The sequence below is a fragment of the Mesorhizobium sp. WSM4849 genome (genome assembly GCF_055811385.1).
Genome location: NZ_JBVVPW010000040.1, coordinates 29,385 through 46,826, shown reverse-complemented (window position 1 = coordinate 46,826; position 17,442 = coordinate 29,385). Strand labels below are relative to the sequence as shown.

Genomic DNA, 17,442 nt, shown 5'->3' with positions numbered 1-17,442 from the left:
TTCGCATTGACGTGGGATCTTAGTCGAGCTGTCCCGAGGGGTTTATTTGAAGCAATCCGGTCAATTCATGATCTTTTTGTGCGGCTCAACCGAGATCGATCCACGCTGGCGCATGGTCGCTTGGCTTGTCCCATCCACGCAACTCTACATCCACGCCGGCACCGCGGAGCCGGTTCGAAAGGGATGGGCTCACCAGGAGATGGTCCATCCGGAGGCCAGAACTCCGATCGTAGCCACCCCGATAGGAGAATTCCAGTAGGTGTAGGTGCCCTTTTCGGGATGCATGCATCGGACGGCGTCTATCCAACCCGTTCCCAAGCATTTCGGCGTAAGCTTGCCGACTCTCCGGAAAGTAGACCGCGTCGCCTAGCCAGCATCTTGGCGCTACAGTGGGAGTTGGAACGACGTTATAGTCGCCACAGAGATACTTGGGGCGTCGTTTTTGAGGAGGGTTTTTGAGTAGCCAATCAGACGCTCGAACCACCTCAGCTGTAGTTGAATTTTGGGCCAGGCGTTGGCCGCTCGCCTCGACCTGCCCAACGGACATCTGCGTGCCTACGCCTTGTTCGCCCATTGCTTCACATGTTCCAAGGATTTGGCGGCAGCGCGCCGTATTGCGGCGGAGCTCGCTCGCGAAGGTGTCGCTGTCCTGCGCTTCGACTTCACCGGCTTGGGGTCGAGCGAGGGCGAATTCGCCTCGACGAATTTCTCCTCGAATGTTGCCGACCTTCTTTCGGCCGTCGACTATCTGCGCAATCACTACTAGGCACCGTCCTTGCTTATCGGCCACTCGCTCGGAGGAGCGGCGGTCCTAGCGGTGGCCAAAGATGTTCCCGAGGTGCGTGCCGTCGCCACTATTGGCGCGCCCGCCGATGTCGCCCACGTGTTGAAGAATTTCGGAACGAGCCTCAAGGAGATCGAAGAGAGAGGTGAGGCGGAAGTCGATCTTGCCGGGCGCAGGTTCCCTGTCAAAAAACAGTTCGTCGATGACGCGCGTGCGCAGCGTATCAGCGAAGCCGTTGCGGCCCTGAAGAAGCCGCTCCTCATCCTGCACTCACCCCTTGACCAGACGGTCGGGATCGAAAACGCCACCAACATTTTCCTGGCGGCGAAGCATCCGAAAAGCTTCGTCTCGCTCGACCGGGCTGACCATCTGCTCACTAAGCCTGAAGACGCCACCTTCGCTGCCCGGCTCATTTCAGGATGGCTGACGCGCTATGTCACCGCCGACGCGCCACAAGGCATGGCCGCGGTAGAGCATGTTCGTGTCACTGAGACAGGCGAAGGCAAGTTTCAGAATGCGGTAGCCCCGGCAACCCCAAATCGAGCGCGACCTTGACTAAAACAGCGTGCTTGACGATTCCGCTGGAGCAAGATGGCCGGCGCTTAATGGCGATTTGCCCGGCTCACCCGCCAGATGACATTACCGACATCGTCGGCAACGAGCAGCGCGCCGGCTTGATCGATAGCAATGCCGACCGGACGGCCCATCGCCTCGCCATTGCGCCCGATAAAGCCAGTGAGCACATCTCTCGGGGGACCGCTCGGTTCACCACCACGGAACGGCACGAAGATCACTTTGTAACCGCTGTGCACGCTTCTGTTCCACGAGCCGTGCTGGCCGACGAACGCGCCGTTGCCGTAGGCCGGACCGAGCGACGCGCCTTTGGAGAAGGTCAATCCCAGCGAGGCGGTATGGGAACCCAGCGCATAATCGGGCTTGACCGCCCTCGCCACGAGATCGGGGCGCTGCGGCTTGACGCGTTCGTCGACGTTCTGCCCGTAGTAGCTGTAGGGCCAGCCGTAAAATGCGCCGTCACGAACCGAGGTCATGAAATCCGGCACGAGATCGTCGCCGATCTCGTCACGCTCGTTGACGGCGACCCAAAGCTCGCCAGTTTCGGGGTTCCAGGAGAGCCCGTTCGGGTTGCGCAGCCCCGACGCGAAGACCCGGGTACCGCGGGTCGACCGGTCCACTTCAAGGACGGCGGCGCGGTTCTTCTCCGCGGCCATGCCGTTTTCTCCAACGTTACTGTTGGAGCCGACGGTGACATAGAGCTTGCGTCCATCCGGACTTGCGATCACATCCTTGGTCCAATGATGGTTGAGATCTCCGGCCGGTAAGTCGACGATCTTTTCCGGCGGCGTTGTGGCTCGGGTCTGGCCATTGGAGTAGGGGAAAGCGACGAGCGCGTCGGTATTCGCGACATAGAGCCTGCCTTTGGAAAGCGTCATACCGAAGGGTGAATTGAGGCCTTCGGCGAACGTCCTGCGCACATCCGCAATGCCGTCGCCATTGGTGTCGCGCAGGAGCGTGATGCGGTTGGCGCTTTTGGTCGCGGCGCCGGCGCGCTTCATGGCGAGGTCCATGAAGACCTTTCTAAGGCTGAAGCCTTCGTCATGCTTGGCAGGGGCATTGGTTTCGGCAACCAGCACGTCGCCGTTCGGAAGCACGTGCAGCCAGCGCGGATGGTCGAGGCCGGTGGCAAGGGCGTTCACCGTCAGCCCCTTCGCCGGGGTCGGCATACCACCTTTCTGCCAGCCTTTCGCCTCGGCGATGTTGACGGTCGGGATCAGCGTCGGTCTTGGTTTCGGTAAAGTGGGGTTGGGACCATAGCCGATTATTGCCCCCGTTTTCTGCGCCGGAACGCTTGCGCAGCTCACTATGAGGGCTCCCAATGCGGCTATGAGTAAGTTTCGCGGGCCGGCATGCATCGAGCGTCCTCCGCGCGGATTTGCGTCGTGCTCTTTTGCGTAAACGCAAGTCCGTGGCTTGTTATTCCAATTGCTTTGAACGGCGTTCGTAATTCAGCCCCCCGCTAGGCTATGAAACGGAAGGAGCCGATCGAAATAAAGATCGGCCCCTTGTCGTTGCCGCCGACCCCTTCGTCACTGAAAACCTTAGGATCGATCCTTCTGAAGTGTTCGTAACGACAAGGGCGAAGATGGACTCGCCGCCATCGGACATTCCTGTGTGACATGAATTGCCATCGGCGGTCTTTCATGTTTGCTGGGTCTATGTTTCCCCGCTATCTGCCCCTAGCTTCGACGCTGCCTCGCTTTCTGCCTCTTTGGCCTACGCTTGGCTTCGTCGTCGAGGGAACCGCGATAGGCCGCAACATAGACCGACGCGAATGCCTGGGCGCGACGCGCGCCGTCTGGCGCGTGTCACCCGCCTCGCGCGCGTACGCGTATCGGTGTCGAAAAGCCGACACCGCGTTCCTTGAAGACGGCCAAGTATTGATCGGAGGAATAGGCGTTAGGATTGTTCCAAATTCGTGAATGCACGAACGCCGTTGTCGTGACACCAGACAAGACTATGTTCGCCATCGGCCTCGTTTCGTGGCGGTCTTCTCGCAGCCGCATTCAGGCCGCGTGCCTTGGAACTAATGACGTGCGAGACTGTTCAGCTATGACTTTGATATGACGCTGACGTGCCCGGCCGGCTGGGTAAGCGGCGATCTTGAGGAGTCCTTATCATGAAGATTTTGTCCAGATTTCGTTTAGTCGCGGTTGCCGTCTTCGCCGCCGCGGGAGTTAGCTTTGCCAGCGCCGCGCATGCCGACAGCGGTACGATCCGCTTCGCCATCTACAAGGCGGCCTTCTTCGTCGGTGGCGCCGGAGGCGAGGGCACGCTGACCTTCCATGGTCGCCGATATCCCATCTCGGTCGGCGGCATCTCGGGTGGCCTCGCCTTCGGGGCCTCTAAGACCTATTTCCATGGTACCGTGCGCTACATTCGCCGCGCCAGAGATGTGACGGGGGTGTACGGTGCAGCGGGCGCTGGCGGCGCGCTCGGCAAAGGGGCCTAAGTGATCGTCATGACCAATGACAAGGGCGCCCAACTAGAACTCTCAGGCAAGCAGGTAGGCCTGCAAATCAACGCCGATCTCAGCGGTATGAGCATCACGGTGAAGTAAGGGCCCTCACTCCGTTCGTCATTCCTTGGATGGGCCGGATTTGCTAAATTCAGCGATTGGGCACCCAGGAAAGCCACCCGGGGAATCGTCCAGTCCTAATGGCGCCGATATAGCGTGGGCGCACTCAGTCCGCCAAGACTGCGTCGTGCGGAGTAGTTATTTGCTCGTTTTGAGGAGACGCGCTTCCCTTATGATCGAAGCGCGATCCGTGCCGACCAGCGAGATAATCTCTCGTATTTGCGGTTCTGTCACCCCGCACTCGCGTGCGAGTGCACGCACAGCCTGCGGTGTAACGACCGGTCGCCTCGTTTCTTCCTCTGCCATCGCACGAACCCTTCTGGCACCAAGCCCCCATACCCTAGACGCCGAGCCGCTGAATAGGCGGTCGGCACAAGAAGCCGCGAGGCTCAGCGGGTAGAATCCTGTGTCAACTTCCCGGCCGCTGAGTCGCCCTTCTGGAAACGAGCGGAGACGGGTTTTGTTGCAGGTCAGAGGGAGTCCCGTATCGCGGACATGTCCCGCGCGGATCTTCAGATCATCCTGATGGAAATGCGTAGGCGATATGCGCTGCCGTCCCGGCTGCTCTAGGTCCCTTCTTCCCGGAAATCCTGCATTGGCTGTACCCCGAACAAGAGGCGGTTGCGCACCGTGATGGCGAATGCTTTTTAACCGGAATAATTCGGCGGCGGGAGTCGTTGCCTTCCTTAGACCATGGCGGGCGAGGCAAAGGGGATATTTTCGAATGTCCCTTCGTTGAAGCCGCCAGAATGGCTGCGGCTCGTTCTGGCCTTAACTCAAAGGAATCCAGAGATGAAAACGCACGCGCTTATCCTTGCTGCCACAGGCGCATCGCTCATTGCTTTTACCGGTCTTGCGAAGGCAGACGACCATCTGTTCGATGCGCTTCAGCATGGTCTCACTACTGATAGCCAGTCCCTCCAGACGAACAAAGCCGGCCACAGCGGCGAACTCGCGCCTGGGCAGGGCAGCCCGTTTACCGGTCATGATATGCAGACCCCGGCTACCGATACGGATGCAGCGAACGACAATGCGAATGTGAAAGCTCGCGAGCCGAAGTGACGAGAATCCGCCGTGAGGGGGCGGCGGGAAAGACAGTCGCGGCTAGGCACGAAAATGGCCCGCTACCAGAAAAGCAGCGGGCCAAAACACAGGATTGGCCGGAAAGGGTGTGAGGGCATCCGGCCAGCGCAATAAACGACGGTCGGGCAGCCATATCGTCGACCAAACTACATGCCACTGAGAGGGTAGAAAGGGCTCTGCCCTCTCTCCCCCACAAGCAGAAAGCCGGCTTTCCCCATGCTTCGGCCTTCGGCCTGCAGCACCGGCCTGAAGCCGCTACGCGGATCTGGGCCGACCCTTCGGGTGGGCGATCCCCCTTCCGGTTTTCTGCTTGTGCCCCGCTCTCCCGGTCCTCGCCGGACAGGCAGCCGGAATCGGATTTCGGACGGCCGGCTAGTTCTTCCGCTCGTGTGGTCAACCCCAAGGCGATCGATGCACGAAAAAAACCAACCAAGAGCAATTCCGGCGACGGCGCCGAAACGTCGAAACGCGACGTTGCGGCAATCGAGGAGCGCATTAAGACGGTCGAAGAGAGCTTAAAACCTAGCGCCGAACGACTGAAGGCGACGGTTGCGCAGAAAGTCGAGAAGCTCGGTGACCGCTCCCCGACAACACGAAAGAATTATCTGGAAATATTCTCAGCGACCGTTCCTGATCCCGTCGACGTTGGCCTGGCCGCCGAAGCTTAAGAGCTTCCTGGCGGCCAGCTTCCTCTAGAACGGCCAAAAGCTGGCGATGAACGCGGCGGTCTCGCCGCACCACTGCACAATCGACTGATACCAGCCGACAACCGCCTCATAAGCGATCTGGATCACGCCAAACACGAACACGAGGCAGATGACCACGCCAAGGCCCTTGCCGAAGCCTTCGTCGCCCTGATCGTTGGTCTGGATTACATAGTCCTGCCTGTTGTTCAGCATCGTGCTCACTTAACGTTCCCGATCGTCGCGGTCGCGTTCCTTCCGTTCAATTTCGTCGCGCTCCAGCTCTTCAAGCCGCGGTATATGCTGCTGTGCTGGGTCGGTGCGCGTCGTCTCGCCGCCGCGCTGTGTGGCTTCCTTTCCCTTGCTTACCCGATCCTGTCTCCGATTTGTAACGTCGACTGTTGATGTGAGCTCGTGCGCCTCGCGCGCATCGGGATCGATTGGCTGGCGCTCCGGCTCCTCGAGACGAGGCTCGCGCTGCTGTTCGACGACGGCATCGGCATTCGTCGGGGTCTTGTCCTTTTGCTCTGCTGACTGCTCCCCTACCCTTTCGGCGCCAGCAATCAGCGCCTCCCGATTTTTAGCTGCGCCGACAAGAGCGGGATTGTCGGGGTTCTGCATGGCCTCGGCATACCGCTGGCGAACGCCGTCCTCGATCTCCAGACTCCGTTCGCAAATGTATGCGGTGCTGTAGCCTTCTGCTTTGAGCCGATCAATCTCGGCCTGAATGGCCCGTTCTAACTCCTCTTTCGGCATTTGCGGCTGTTCCATTGCGGCTTGCCGTTCTTCAGCAGAACTGGATTCGATCAGATCGGAGCTGTGATCCTGAACCGAGAGGACGTCGTTGCCAGCATCAACCGCGACATCGCCGTCCTGGGCGACGGCTGCTTGCCATTCGGCCTCCGCCTGCTCTTCTTGCTTCTGCTCGGCCCGCACTTCGTTGCGCTGCCCATATAGTTCCACCAGCTCGCGGCGCTGATTGACGTGTTCGCGCGCCAATGTCGCCACTTCATCGAAGTCGGCCCGCTCATCGGGGCCTATGCTTCGCTCCAGATTGAACAGGGCTGTTTCAACTTTCTTTTCATACGCCTCGAATTCTACCCGTGATGCCTCGCGCAATTCTTCACCCTCCAAAACCAGTTTCTGCAATATTACCAGATTGGCGCGGAAATTTGACCCGAAATCGGAATGCACGACATTCGAAGTCGTTTCCGCGCCGCCATCCGACAGCCCGGAAATCAAGCGGTCACGCTGCTAAACAGCGTAGGCGATGAGGCGTTGATCACCGCTCGCGAGTGCAACCTTCTCCCAGTTTTGCTTTGCCTTTTTGGTATACTGTTGGCTCCATTCGCTCTTTGCGTATGTTCTCCGCCCGCTCCGCTTTGCGTCGTATCGAGCCTGCGCCGCCTCGCTTGTCCCTACATGCTCTGTCCGCCCTTCCCTGCTGATCGGCCGCACCTGGTTGCGCGTAAACGCCGGCGGGCTGGCGAACTCGCGTCGATCCGTCATTTCCATCGCGATGCCATGCTCGCGGGCCTTCTCAGCCACAGCAGCCCGCCATTGCCGGAATACGGCCGGCGTCGTTTCTATCCGGTCGCCGGATTCCGATCGCATCGTGATGACCGCATGGGCGTGCACATGCGGCCGCTTACCGCCCTGCCGTTCCTCTTTCGGGTCATGGGCCGGATCGTGCATCGCAAACACATAGCGATGCCCGCCGAACTGATCGGCTAGAAAATCGCGAACAGCGCCATAGAAGGCCTCGACATCCGTGCCAGCCCGGGCCGACATGATCAGGTGCATGACGTCCCGGCTTATCCTGCTGTGCAGCTCTCCGCGCCATTCCTTCTGCACCAGGTCGCCGGCGTTCTCGTCGTTGGCAATCAACTGGCCGCGATCATCGCGAACGTCGCCGCCGTACCGTTCCACCAGGCTCCGCAATTTGCTCGCGCCATACTCGACACCATTGCCGTAGCCCTGAAATGCGAATCGCGCCGCAGCTTCGCGTGCCGCGTCGCTGTTGTCGTACCGGGACTGGATGATGCTCGCGGCCTTGTCGTCGCCCGTCAGGCGCTCCCCCTGCCCGCTTCTAAGCACGACAAATCCTTCCACCGTCAATGAGCCGTTGACCTGCCTGTTGACCGCGTATGCGAGACGCCGATCGGTGAAACCGCTGCTCAGCGTATTGCGCACCAGCTCGTGCATCTGAATGGCATAGACGGTCGCCGTGATTTCCACGGTGAAGCCGGCTATATCGCGGCTCTCGGTGCGGTTCGGGCGAGCTTCTAGTGCATCACATGCGCAACCAGTTATCCGATATGGAGCACGTGAAATCGCAGATTGCAGACCTTGCTGGCGCCCGGCGCGGCCATGTGGCGATCGCCTGCAGCCAGGCGCTATTGCCCTACCATTTGCCGATGCAGATCTCGCTCTACCGCAAAGAACATCCGAATGTGACCTTCGAAGTGCACCTGCGCGACCGGGAGGAGGCCGAGCGTGCCTTGGTCGATCACACGGCCGACATCGCCATCGTGTACGAGCCAGCCCGGCTGGCTGCTTTCATGACGCTGATGCGGGTGCACCAGCCGGTGCATGCGGTTATGCGGTCCGATCATCCGCTGGCTTCTCACGAGACGGTGCGGTTGCGCGCTTGCCTCGACTATCCAATCGCGCTTCCCACATCAGGTTACGGCGTGCGCTACCTGCTCGACATCGGGGCGCAATCGTCATCGCTGCAGCTGGAGCCGGTGATTCAGTCGGACAGCTTCGAATTCCTGCGCAACCACGCTGTCTCGGAGGATATCATCACGTTCCATTTCCCAATTGGCCTGTCCCACCAGGCGATGACCGGTGACATGATCTCCCGGCCGCTCGACCCGCGCGACGTGCCCGCTGGCATGCTCTATGTCGGCCAACTCAAGGGCCGCACCCTACCGGTGGCCGCTGCCCGTTTCGCCGACCAGCTTTCCGCCTCGCTGGCGCAGCAGTATGACGTGTCGTGATGGCACCTGCCACTCAGCTTGATGCACCTGGATATAAGGCTGTCGGGGTAGCTGTCTAGCGTTGCCGATATAGGCACACCCGTCAGGCGCGCCGCGGGTCAATCGGATGTTGAAGCGGCCGAAGGCATCACCGGCGACCAAGCTCAAGACCTCATCGACCGCCTCGGCGACGATCCCCTGGCACTCGATGAGGCAGCGCGGAGCCTTAGGGCACCCGAAAGGTAACCGCCGGCTGGCCAGGCAGCCCGTCGCTGTACTCGACACATCGCTGGAGATTTTCAATTCTGCAGTGTCACTTTACGCGCTGCGTACGGCGAACGTCAGCAGCCTCACTCGGATTTTTCCTTGATCTATATTAGTGGATCCCTGCAGCAGGTTGTAGATCGAGCGGTCCCTGACGTTTATAGGCTGCCCAAGCCTCGGCGGGCACTGCCGAATCCGCCCGGGCCAGCCAGTTCGCGCGCTCAGCCTCGGTAAGTGAATTCCACCACTGCATACCGGCCATTTCGTCAGCAGTCGGATTCCGGTTTGGTTCGTCTGCCATTTTCTTATCCTTGCATAAGACTTGCGCGCCGGGGGCGTCCGGCGGCTTCAGCCGGGCCTTCAGTAGCCGAGCTTCCCGAAGTAGTGATGCCCGATCGGTGCCGATCATTTCGATCAGCTCGCGCGCTTGAGCTTCAGTTATTCCGGCTTCCTTGGCGAGGAACTGCGCCTGGAAATCCGTCATTCGATCGCGGTCGGACTTTTCTTCCTCGCCCATAGTGAGGCTTTTCAGCCCTTGGATTGAACCGGAACGCCGGCGGGAGGGTTTTGTTGCGATCAATGGCGCAAACTTTCCAGGCATTTTTTGCTTTCTCTGGAACACATGCTTGAGATGAAAGTTCGGGAAGTGCAGCAATCTTGTTCCCTCCCAACGATGGGCTGCAGATCGGAGATGCACCGATCGGCCCGCGTCCTTTCCTCGTGGGGCGCGGGCTTTATCGCTCGCACGGAGCACCAGGCGCATGCGTTTCGCCGGCATGAAGGACTGCTCAGGCAGAAAGCGCCTGGCGCTATTTTCAAGACTCTCCGCGCCCATCGGCGTAATGTGTTCTCATCGGCGATAGACATCACGGGCATCGCTGGCTGTGAGCGACCACCGCGCTTCCGCCCCAAATGGGAGGAAAGGCATATGGTCAGCCTTAAGACTGCAAAGAGTGGCATTGCCTTTCCTAGTGACCTGACTTTGTTGAAGCAGGTCTTTGATCGTGTTCGCGTTGAGGAAGGTATTCCCGTCGGTAGCGAGCAGGCGGAGCGCCTGAGCGTGATCGCAATGGAACTTTTCTCAGATGGCGAATTTGACGAGGCAGTTCTTTACGAACGCCTTCGACTCTATGCCCGATTGTAGCGCGGAAAGAAAAGCGTTGACCTCCCACCATCAGGAAGCCCTGACGAGCCTTGTCGCTCGGTATGAAATCCTCGTGTCGATCCAAGACAGGATCGTTGAGCACGACCGGCGGTTCGGCCTGGCTTCCGAAGTGGACGAAGGCCTTCTAGAGCGCCTGTCCGTCTCGCTCGGCAAGCCCCGCATCGCTTTGATCCGCGAGGTCGGCTAAAAGGCCCGGTCTTCGTTCACTGCACAGCTACCAGCGGCTGGTGCTCCGCATGGTTCAACCGCGACGTCGAGGTTCATCTTCGTTGGATGTCGGCGAGACGGCATTTACCTCAAGCGGTTCGATCACCAGCGACAGGCTAAGCCTCAGAACCTTTCTGCGACTCTCGTCCCTGATATCCATGATGAGTTGCTGCCCGTCCGGACCTTTCAGTTCGTCCTTTGCCAGCTCAGTCAATCCTTCGACGGCTGCATTGCGCGCTGCCTCAATCCCCTCGCATTCCAAACCTGTGTTGTCTTCCACGAGATGCTGGTGATCGCCGCTATCGAAGAAATATCTTGGCATATCAGCTTCCGTCATCAGAATGCCACGTCGGGGTCCTTCAGATGCAGGTAAGTCGGATCGAATTCCCCTGCCTGAACCAAACCCGGCCAATCGAGAGCACGCAACTTTGTATCTGACGTGGCGATCAGCCCGTCACCTCGTAGCGCCTGAAGCGTGCGGTTCTCGTGAACCGCGGACAAACCCACCGCATCACCAAGTGCTGCCTGGGTGATCGGTAGATCCGCGACGTGGTCCTCAATGCGTCCTGCAAACCGCAAGCGCACAATGAGTTCGCATAACATGTGGGCCGTGCGAGCGTAGGCGTCCCGTCTCCCGACGTTGGTGACCCATTCCCGGTAGATCGCAGCGTCAATCAGGGTCGATCGCCAGAACGCGGTTGCAACACGCGGGCGCTGTTCGCAAATCGAGCGAAGAGCGCTGTGGCGGATTAAGCTATCTCACGGGCGTCATGCTCGAGAAGCTGCAATCCATGACTGCCAGATGGATGCCGTGCAGATCCGGGAGATCGCCTGCGACAAAGAAGCTGGTGATCTGCCGCTTTCCCGCACCAGTGTGCTTGTATGAGCATACCACGCCGTTCAAGACGACAAATGAGTTGGTTGGTCGATCGCCTTCTAAGACGATATCCCTGTTAGCCGGAACATCCTTCTCCTGAATCGGGAGGCCTCTTAAGGCTGCGGCGTCATCATCGCTGATGTCAGCGACGCGACGCAGCTTGCGGATGACCACGTCCGAGGAGAAAGCTGGACACAAGGACTTGGTTACCTCCATGGGCGCTACCTGCCGAACTTGCATTCGCCGCAAAAGTTCCACGCTGCTGATGCCGGATAAGAGGTGGACACGCCCGGGATGAAGCTGCGCATCTAGCATCCGCGCGGCGATCATAGCCACATATGCCACGCCTCGCTGCTGGGTTTCAGCGACGAATAGACCGGTCTATTGGTCTACCGGAACCGGTTGGTGCTCCGGCTCCGCATGGTGAAGCACCTGGCCGAGATCGCGCATGTCGAAATCCTGCCCGCATAAAGGGCAGTGTTCGAAATGCTCCGCCTCGGGCTTGATCGGCCGGTCGTGATCCCTGCCCTTGTAGCCCGTGCCTTCGTTGTTGGCCCAGTATCTCACTTCCGCTCCCGCAATACCCTCGCGGCTTCTATCAGGGCTTCACGATCGTTGCCGTTGGCCTTGATGAGCTCGCGGACCTGCTCGATCGTCACGCCATTCTCGCGAGCGAAATATTCCACTTCGTAATCTTCGTCGGCGGACACGCGATTGCGATCGCGAAAGTCTCGCTTGCTCTTGTCGTCGGCCATATCGTTCTCCTGATGAGCTTCGGATCAACGGCAACGCCGGCAAGCAGAATTTGTTGCCGCCGGCCGTGCTTTTGACTCCCGCCTGCAAAGGAAGCATTCTTTCTTAGGGGAAGGGGCAATGGGCAAGATTGTTCATCCAGGGAGGACTGGGAGACGAAGGCTTTGGTGGCGTTCGCTTCTCCGCCGCCGCATTTTGACGATTCTGGGATTACTTGGGATCTCTTCCGCAGCCTACACGAACTGCCGCGCGTTCACCGTTCGTCGACCGGCAACGCTGCTTTTCATATGACAGGCTGCGATATTAAGGGGAACATCAACCAGCGGGGCGAGCACATCTTTCAGGTGCCAGGCCAGGAGTATTATCTGGCTACGCACATTAATCCGGCTCGAGGGGAGCGCTGGTTCTGCTCCCAGTGGGAGGCCTCTTGGGCGGGCTGGCGCAAGGCGAAGGTGTGAAGACCTCGGCCCGGAGTCACGTTCTGTTCACTCTGGCTAATGTAAGCGGTCGCCGCCGCCCTCGATGTAAGACGCCATCATCGACGGCCGGGCCAGCCGCCCGCGCTGAACTAGGCAGGCACCTAACGCAACTCGCCTGGCGAGGCACGTCTGCCCTGCCTCCACAGCCTCCACCCGCCGACCAACATCAGCGCACCCCAAAGCAGGAAACCCAAATCCCAGTAGATCCATTGCTCCCGCGGGACGGTCTCGTTGACATGGTGGATGCCGAGGATCTGGTGATCCACCAGCCCTTCGACGAGGTTGAACAAGCCAAATCCGATGAGCACTGTGCCGACCAGCATCTTTCCCGACCACCAAAGGTGCGATTGATGCGCGGCGCGCCAGAGCAGGACCAGCCCAAGCACAACGAACAGATAGGTGGCGGCGTGGAACAGACCGTCGAGGAGCGTGTTGAATCGTAGGTTTTCGACGCTGTCGGCGGGAAAGCCGGCGCTGGTTACCATGTGGTGCCACTGGAGCAGCTGATGAAAGACGATGCCGTCGAAAAAGCCGCCCAAACCAAGGCCAAACAGAATGCCTGCGAGCGTGGGAAACTGGCGGGGCTTCGCATCTAGGCTTGGCACGAGTTATTTCCTCCTCGGGCGAATAAGCGCAACGCCGACGACCAACTTTCGTTGCCGCAGCCCAGCGGGATCACGTTCTGTTCGCTCTGGCTAATGTAAACCCGCCACCTAGAATCGAATGGGTGCCTAAAATTGTAAGTACCGGCGCCCGCAGCCGGCTCGCGTTCATTCCGCCGATGATGCCTACCTTGGTCGCCAAGCCGCCCCAAGGCGATGACTGGATGCATGAAGCCAAATTCGACGGCTACCGCTCACAGATTATCATCGACGCCGGCGGTGCGCGGATTTTCACCCGCCGCGGACTCGACTGGACCTCCAAATACCGCAATCTGGTCGGGGCAGCCAAAGGTCTCAACGTACAGAACGCCATCATCGACGGCGAAGTCGTCGTCTTGAATGAGGCTGGCCTTTCGGATTTTGCCGCGCTGCGCAAGGCAATCACCAGGCGGCAGCACGACCTCTATTTCCTCGCGTTCGATCTGCTGCATCTCAACGGCCACGACTTGCGCGACATGGTACTTGAGGATCGGCGGGAAATCCTGGCCGGCCTTATAGGGTCCGACAGTCGCATCCAGTTCAGCGAAACGATGCCGGGCGAGGCTAATGCGATCTATCATCTGATCGACGCGGCCGGCCTGGAAGGGATGGTATCGAAGCGTCGAGAGAGCAAATATCGCAGCGGACCAACCACCAATTGGCTGAAGACCAAGTCATTCACCGAGAGCGAGTTCGAGCTTCTTGGCGTCGAACGCGAGCGGGGTAAGCCGGCCTTCGCCCTGATGGCCGAGCCGGAAACCCGCAAATATGTCGGGAGTGCATTCGTCAGCGTCAACCGCGAGATGCGGGAACGACTTTGGAAAACGATCCAGGAACAAGCCGGGCCACCGCCCAAGGACATGCCAAAGCGGCCGGCAACGCAATGGGTCAAGCCGGGGATTAAAGCCCGCGTGAAGCACCTCAGGGGAGAGGAAGATCTAAGGCACGCTTCGCTGCAGGACTTCTGGGATCAGGATTAGGGTAACTGCCGCGTTTGACCTTAGGCGAAGCCGCCTAGGCTTCTCGCAAAGCAGAGTGTCGCAACCCTTTGGCGAATAGCCTATGCTTTTCGAAGATTGCTAGCTTCTGCGGGTAAGTGATCCGCACCTTGGCCTTGCGCCCGTTGCATCTGAAGTGCGCGATCGTTCTTAGGGCAGAGCCTTTCCTTACCGCCGGATACGAGCAATCCGAACATTCGAATGTGAGTCGTCTCAAGGGAACCTTTCCGGCGTTGCGCGCTTGTTGAGCATGCGTTTCACAACACCGTGAACGACAACAAAAAAAAAACGGCTGGAACCAAAAGGAATCCGCCATGGCGAAAGAAAAGACATTGGATGATCTCTTACTCGATACGCTCAAAGATATCTATTACGCGGAAAAGAAGATCCTGAAGGCGCTTCCCAAGATGGCGCGCGCCGCCACATCGGCCGATCTGAAGGCAGCCTTCGAGAAGCACAAGGACGAAACCGACGGTCATGTCGAGCGCCTGCAGCAGGTTTTCGAGCTCCTTGGCAAGCGGGCACAGGGCAAGACGTGTCCCGCGATCGACGGCATCATCGAGGAGGGCGAGGAGATTATGGAGGAGTTCAAGGGAACTCCCGCATTGGACGCCGGTCTGATCTCCGCTGCCCAGGCTGTCGAGCACTACGAGATCACCCGCTATGGCACGCTGAAGCGCTGGGCCGAGGTCTTGGGCATGAGCGACGCCGCCAAGCTGCTCGAACAGACGCTCGGCGAAGAGTCTATGACAGACGAGGCGCTCACCGGATTGGCGGACGCCTCGGCCAACGAAATGGCCAAGGCCGCCTGATCACACACCAGCCACCCCAACTGTGTTGGGGTGGCTGTTTCACAGACAATCATGGGTCGTGGCATTCTACTCTGGCTGCTCGGAGTTCCTATTCCGATCATCATCCTTCTCGCGCTGTTCATGCGGTAGGAGGAATCCATGGCATCAACCATCCTGGCGACCGACGTCGCCGCGCCGGTCGAGTCCTCGTCATCCGCAGTCAACTGGGGACCGATCATCGCCGGCGCCTTCGCTGCCTCGACCCTGACGTTCATCCGGATGCTTCTCGGGTCCGGCCTCGGGCTCACGATGGTGTCTCCATGGTCCAACGAAAGCGCCAGCGTCACCACCTTCGCTGTGTCCACTGCAATCTGGCTGGTCATTGTGCAATGGTTGTCATCCGGGCTCGGGGGGTTACCTGACCGGGCGCCTTCGCACCAAATGGGTCGGCATTCATACGGACGAGACGTTCTTCCGGGATACCGCGCACGGATTCATGGCCTGGGCGCTGGCGACGCTTCTGGTCGTGTTCGTGCTCGGTTCGGCGCTGTCCGCGGCAATCGGCACCGGCGTCAAGGCGGCCTCGACAGTGGCCTCGGGAGCAGGGGCGACCGCAAACGCCGGGAACGACGGAGGCAGCGACGCGACTTCGTATTTCGTCGATGCGCTGTTCCGCCCGACCGATCCTTCCAGGCTGGCGGCGCCGGGCGCGGAGGGCGATGCGACAGCAGCCGCACAAGCCTCCCGCATCCTCATTACGAGTGCGGCGGCCGGCGAGGTCTCGGCCGGCGACAAGACTTATCTGGGTCAACTCGTGGCCGCTCGCACTGGCCTGTCGCAAGCGGATGCTACTGCCCGGGTTGATGCGGTGCTTGCTCAGGTCGAGGCGGCCAAAGTCCAAGCACAGGAAGCAGCCGACACAGCTAGAAAAGCCGGCGCCACCTTCGCGCTGGTTGGCGCGCTTTCTCTCATCATCGGTGCGTTCATCGCCAGCGCAGCAGCAGCGTTAGGCGGCAAGCAGCGCGACGACGAAGAAGACGCGCTCTATCTCACAGCAAGTCGAGGCTGAAGACGTCTACTCCCGGCCGACCGAGAGGATCGGCCGGACTCTATCTCCCGCCACGCTCTCTTGTTATTGTGCAGTGCAGCAACGATATTGCTGCCCACGCGTTGCACAGATTGCCGTCCATTCCGGCGTCAGAAAGGGACGGGCCCATTGCCAAAAATCTCCGACACCATCGCCCGCCTCTCCGCGATGCAGGCGCGACATGCCGTACATCCCGCCGACCTCGGTGCGTCAGACCACCTCCGGACGCTGGCCGACTTCGGTACCAATCCCGGCGGGTTGGGAGCGAAGGTCTACATTCCCAATGACCTATTCAAGGGCGCCGCAGTCGTCGTCGTGCTGCATGGCTGCACACAGAACGCGGTCGGCTATAACCATCATTCCGGCTGGTCCCAACTCGCCGACGAGGCTGGCTTCGCGCTGCTCTTTCCCGAACAGCAACGCGGCAACAACCCGAACCTCTGTTTCAACTGGTTCCAGCCTGGCGACACCAAGCGTGGTTCGGGCGAGGTGCTTTCGATTCGCCAGATGATCGAGACGATGGTCGTCACCCACGGCCTCGACCGAAGGCGAATCTTCATCACCGGCCTCTCGGCCGGAGGCGCAATGGCGGCGGCCATGCTGGCGACCTATCCGGAAGTGTTTGCCGGCGGTGCGTTAATCGCCGGCCTGCCCTACGGCAGCGCAACGACAATCCCGGAGGCCTTCGATCGCATGCGGGGCCACGGCGGTCCTTCGGAACAGGATTTGCAACGGGCCCTCCGGGGCGCATCGGATCATCAGGGACCGTGGCCGAGGATTTCGATTTGGCACGGTGCTGCTGACCACACGGTTTCGCCTTCCAACGCGGAAGCGATCGCAGGCCAATGGCGGGGAGTCCACCGGCTTGAGAAAGCGCCGACGCGTCGCGAAGTTGCCGGATCGCACGCAAAGCAAGTCTGGCGTAACGGCGCGGGAGAGGCCTTGATCGAAATCAACATGATCGCCGGGATGGGCCATGGCACGCCGCTCGGCAACGGCCTGGGCGCTCCGGGACCTTATATGCTTGATGTCGGCATCTCCTCCACACGCGAGATCGCGCAGTTCTGGGGGATCGCGGCAACGGAGGAAAGCGCCTCCCGGAAATCGAGGCCGCAAGTGCCCGTCAACCAACCGCCACTACCCCGGTCACCGGCGCCAGGTATAGAAAATGCGAAGACGAAGCCCCCACAGTCGACTGCCATCCATCAGTTCCCGCGTCACCCGGAATCGGGCCAACCCGGCGTGAAGAAGATCATCGAGGATGCCCTGCAGGCAGCGGGCCTGATGCGCTAGGCGGGCGGCGCAAATCGCTCGCCGGCTGTCTCGCCGGCCCGCGAAGGTCAAGCGGCTCCGACCAGGCAAGGGAACGCGTCGTTCTTTGGAATTGGAAACCGCTTTTCAGCGAGCAGTCGCCATGCACCTCGTCCAGATCCTGCTTCCCCGCGCGGACGACACCGGTCGCCCATTTGGCCGGGAAGATTTCGACCGTGTGAAG

At 60.0% G+C, this 17,442-nt stretch carries 19 protein-coding genes and 4 pseudogenes; 12 read left to right on the top strand and 11 right to left on the bottom strand.

Going from position 1 to position 17,442, the window contains the following annotated elements; all coding sequences use genetic code 11:
* Positions 1-85: 85 nt before the first annotated feature.
* A complete protein-coding gene (locus AC0L3L_RS31460) occupies positions 86-547 on the bottom strand; it encodes an endonuclease/exonuclease/phosphatase family protein (protein WP_473641063.1) in 462 nt (153 codons plus the stop codon).
* Here AC0L3L_RS31460 and AC0L3L_RS31455 point away from each other — a divergent pair.
* Positions 500-1,306 (top strand): annotated as a pseudogene (locus AC0L3L_RS31455) (alpha/beta hydrolase family protein); the annotation flags it as partial. The gene AC0L3L_RS31460 and the pseudogene AC0L3L_RS31455 overlap by 48 nt on opposite strands.
* An 80-nt stretch (positions 1,307-1,386) precedes the next feature.
* Here the strand turns inward: AC0L3L_RS31455 and AC0L3L_RS31450 are convergent.
* On the bottom strand, positions 1,387-2,715 hold the full coding sequence (locus AC0L3L_RS31450; protein WP_473641031.1) for a PQQ-dependent sugar dehydrogenase: 1,329 nt from the start codon (positions 2,713-2,715) through the stop codon (positions 1,387-1,389).
* A 764-nt stretch (positions 2,716-3,479) separates the two neighbouring features.
* Between AC0L3L_RS31450 and AC0L3L_RS31445 the strand changes: the two are divergent.
* The 3 genes and pseudogenes from AC0L3L_RS31445 to AC0L3L_RS31435 all read left to right on the top strand — a co-directional run bounded on the left by AC0L3L_RS31445 (position 3,480) and on the right by AC0L3L_RS31435 (position 5,689).
* Positions 3,480-3,920 (top strand): annotated as a pseudogene (locus AC0L3L_RS31445) (hypothetical protein).
* Between the two features lie 810 nt (positions 3,921-4,730).
* Entirely contained in the window at positions 4,731-5,000 is a 270-nt protein-coding gene (locus tag AC0L3L_RS31440) for a hypothetical protein (protein WP_473641029.1), read from the top strand.
* Positions 5,001-5,410: 410 nt separating this feature from the next.
* Complete coding sequence (locus AC0L3L_RS31435) at positions 5,411-5,689, top strand: hypothetical protein (RefSeq protein ID WP_473641027.1); 279 nt, start codon at positions 5,411-5,413, stop codon at positions 5,687-5,689.
* Positions 5,690-5,713: 24 nt separating this feature from the next.
* On the opposite strand, the gene AC0L3L_RS31430 is transcribed toward AC0L3L_RS31435, so the two are convergent.
* On the bottom strand, positions 5,714-5,920 hold the full coding sequence (locus AC0L3L_RS31430) for a hypothetical protein (protein WP_473641060.1): 207 nt from the start codon (positions 5,918-5,920) through the stop codon (positions 5,714-5,716).
* Positions 5,921-5,929: 9 nt separating this feature from the next.
* Positions 5,930-7,978 (bottom strand): annotated as a pseudogene (locus AC0L3L_RS31425) (relaxase/mobilization nuclease domain-containing protein); the annotation flags it as partial.
* A 53-nt stretch (positions 7,979-8,031) separates the two neighbouring features.
* On the opposite strand from AC0L3L_RS31425, the gene AC0L3L_RS31420 reads away from it, so the two are divergent.
* Positions 8,032-8,706 (top strand): LysR substrate-binding domain-containing protein, encoded by a 675-nt coding sequence (locus AC0L3L_RS31420; protein ID WP_473641026.1) that lies wholly within the window; start codon positions 8,032-8,034, stop codon positions 8,704-8,706.
* Positions 8,707-9,061: 355 nt separating this feature from the next.
* On the opposite strand, the gene AC0L3L_RS31415 is transcribed toward AC0L3L_RS31420, so the two are convergent.
* Entirely contained in the window at positions 9,062-9,604 is a 543-nt protein-coding gene (locus tag AC0L3L_RS31415) for a hypothetical protein (RefSeq protein ID WP_473641024.1), read from the bottom strand.
* A gap of 273 nt (positions 9,605-9,877) precedes the next feature.
* Between AC0L3L_RS31415 and AC0L3L_RS31410 the strand changes: the two genes are divergently transcribed.
* Both AC0L3L_RS31410 and AC0L3L_RS31405 read left to right on the top strand, forming a co-directional pair.
* Positions 9,878-10,093 carry a hypothetical protein gene (locus tag AC0L3L_RS31410; RefSeq protein ID WP_023803428.1) on the top strand — a complete coding sequence of 72 codons (216 nt, stop codon included), beginning with the start codon at positions 9,878-9,880 and terminating at the stop codon, positions 10,091-10,093.
* Positions 10,094-10,109: 16 nt separating this feature from the next.
* On the top strand, positions 10,110-10,301 hold the full coding sequence (locus tag AC0L3L_RS31405) for a hypothetical protein (RefSeq protein WP_473641022.1): 192 nt from the start codon (positions 10,110-10,112) through the stop codon (positions 10,299-10,301).
* 54 nt (positions 10,302-10,355) lie between these two features.
* Here the strand turns inward: AC0L3L_RS31405 and AC0L3L_RS31400 are convergent, their stop codons facing one another.
* The 5 genes from AC0L3L_RS31400 to AC0L3L_RS31380 form a co-directional block, all read right to left on the bottom strand.
* Positions 10,356-10,658: a DUF6894 family protein gene (locus tag AC0L3L_RS31400; RefSeq protein ID WP_473641021.1), complete on the bottom strand. Its 303-nt coding sequence runs from the start codon at positions 10,656-10,658 to the stop codon at positions 10,356-10,358.
* On the bottom strand, positions 10,658-10,924 hold the full coding sequence (locus AC0L3L_RS31395) for a helix-turn-helix domain-containing protein (RefSeq protein WP_473641019.1): 267 nt from the start codon (positions 10,922-10,924) through the stop codon (positions 10,658-10,660). The genes AC0L3L_RS31400 and AC0L3L_RS31395 overlap by 1 nt, the downstream gene beginning before the upstream one ends.
* 151 nt (positions 10,925-11,075) lie before the next feature.
* Positions 11,076-11,534 carry a hypothetical protein gene (locus AC0L3L_RS31390; protein ID WP_473641017.1) on the bottom strand — a complete coding sequence of 153 codons (459 nt, stop codon included), beginning with the start codon at positions 11,532-11,534 and terminating at the stop codon, positions 11,076-11,078.
* Between the two features lie 45 nt (positions 11,535-11,579).
* Positions 11,580-11,765 (bottom strand): hypothetical protein, encoded by a 186-nt coding sequence (locus AC0L3L_RS31385; protein WP_473530171.1) that lies wholly within the window; start codon positions 11,763-11,765, stop codon positions 11,580-11,582.
* Positions 11,762-11,953, bottom strand: a complete 192-nt coding sequence (locus tag AC0L3L_RS31380; RefSeq protein WP_473530172.1) for a DUF3606 domain-containing protein — start codon at positions 11,951-11,953, stop codon at positions 11,762-11,764. Before AC0L3L_RS31380 ends, AC0L3L_RS31385 begins: the two co-directional genes overlap by 4 nt.
* A 285-nt stretch (positions 11,954-12,238) precedes the next feature.
* Here AC0L3L_RS31380 and AC0L3L_RS31375 point away from each other — a divergent pair, with 285 nt between their 5' ends.
* A complete protein-coding gene (locus AC0L3L_RS31375) occupies positions 12,239-12,409 on the top strand; it encodes a sunset domain-containing protein (protein WP_473641059.1) in 171 nt (56 codons plus the stop codon).
* A 122-nt stretch (positions 12,410-12,531) separates the two neighbouring features.
* On the opposite strand, the gene AC0L3L_RS31370 is transcribed toward AC0L3L_RS31375, so the two are convergent.
* Positions 12,532-13,035 (bottom strand): DUF2243 domain-containing protein, encoded by a 504-nt coding sequence (locus tag AC0L3L_RS31370; protein WP_473641016.1) that lies wholly within the window; start codon positions 13,033-13,035, stop codon positions 12,532-12,534.
* 176 nt (positions 13,036-13,211) lie between these two features.
* Between AC0L3L_RS31370 and AC0L3L_RS31365 the strand changes: the two genes are divergently transcribed.
* From AC0L3L_RS31365 to AC0L3L_RS31350, 4 genes and pseudogenes are all read left to right on the top strand, one after another.
* Entirely contained in the window at positions 13,212-14,051 is an 840-nt protein-coding gene (locus AC0L3L_RS31365; protein WP_473641057.1) for an ATP-dependent DNA ligase, read from the top strand.
* 332 nt (positions 14,052-14,383) lie between these two features.
* Entirely contained in the window at positions 14,384-14,881 is a 498-nt protein-coding gene (locus tag AC0L3L_RS31360) for a YciE/YciF ferroxidase family protein (protein ID WP_473641014.1), read from the top strand.
* 138 nt (positions 14,882-15,019) lie between these two features.
* Positions 15,020-15,929: pseudogene (locus AC0L3L_RS31355) on the top strand (hypothetical protein).
* Between the two features lie 147 nt (positions 15,930-16,076).
* On the top strand, positions 16,077-17,240 hold the full coding sequence (locus AC0L3L_RS31350; protein ID WP_473641012.1) for an extracellular catalytic domain type 1 short-chain-length polyhydroxyalkanoate depolymerase: 1,164 nt from the start codon (positions 16,077-16,079) through the stop codon (positions 17,238-17,240).
* Positions 17,241-17,442: the final 202 nt, after the last annotated feature.